1 protein-coding gene is annotated in these 830 nt (G+C 56.3%); it reads right to left on the bottom strand.

Annotation, left to right across the window (positions count from 1 at the left end):
* Positions 1-336 precede the first annotated feature (336 nt).
* Positions 337-830, bottom strand: a 494-nt coding sequence (locus I5W_RS23980; protein WP_044531133.1) for an ATP-binding protein, incomplete at its 5' end; no start/stop codon positions are given.

Below are 830 nucleotides of genomic sequence, written 5' to 3'. Positions count from 1 at the left end.
ACTAGAACTCATTTCATCAATAGACGTGAGTGCGAGCGAGTCCGTTTGGGATGAAGTGCAAGGCGCGAATTTGGGTCAAGACTGGGCGTCTTGACCCAAATTCGTAACGCAGCAATTCGCCCTAACGGGCCGCTCCCTTCTGGGCAGAACGCATCTCACGTCTATTGATGAAATGAGTTCTAAACAATCGATCCCTCTGCACGCTGATCTTCCAGCACCGCCCTGCCCTGGGTGACGGCCGATGTGCCCCCTTGTTGCGTGCTCTTCCGTTCAAGTTGCGCGTATTGGCTCATCTCACACCTTTCTGCTTTCTGGCGTCCGGCCTGCGGTCTCGTCTTATTGGATGTTCACCGACAAATTGTCCTTTCGCAATTCCCGCCTGATGCCTTCTGCCACATCGGCCAACGACACCTGTCGCCGTTTCTCGTGAATTGCCCGTAAGGCGCAGTGGCGCAGCACATTGATGATTGCGCCGCCGGCCAGTTCGTGTTCCCGGGCGATCTTGTCGAGATTGACCTCGGGGGCGAGTTCGCACACGCCATCGAATGCATTCTTCCAAAGTTGCAAACGCTGTGCCGCTCCCGGCATGCTGAAGTGGATCATCGACTGAAATCGCCGCGTGAACGCCTCGTCCATGTTGGCCTTGAGGTTGGTCGCCAGAATCACCGTGCCTGGGAAATCCTCTATCCGTTGCAACAGATAACCGGTCTGCTGGTTGGCATGGCGGTCGTTTGAGGTCGTGGCCTGCGTGCGCTTGCCGAACAAGGCGTCAGCTTCGTCGAAGAAAAGTATCCAATCCTTGTGGCTGGCTACGTCGAACACCTGCCCAG

Source organism: Herbaspirillum sp. B65, assembly GCF_000333555.1.
Taxonomy (GTDB): domain Bacteria; phylum Pseudomonadota; class Gammaproteobacteria; order Burkholderiales; family Burkholderiaceae_D; genus Herbaspirillum; species Herbaspirillum rubrisubalbicans.
Note: the sequence above shows the minus strand (reverse complement) of the source record. Positions and strands in the feature narration are given on the sequence as shown.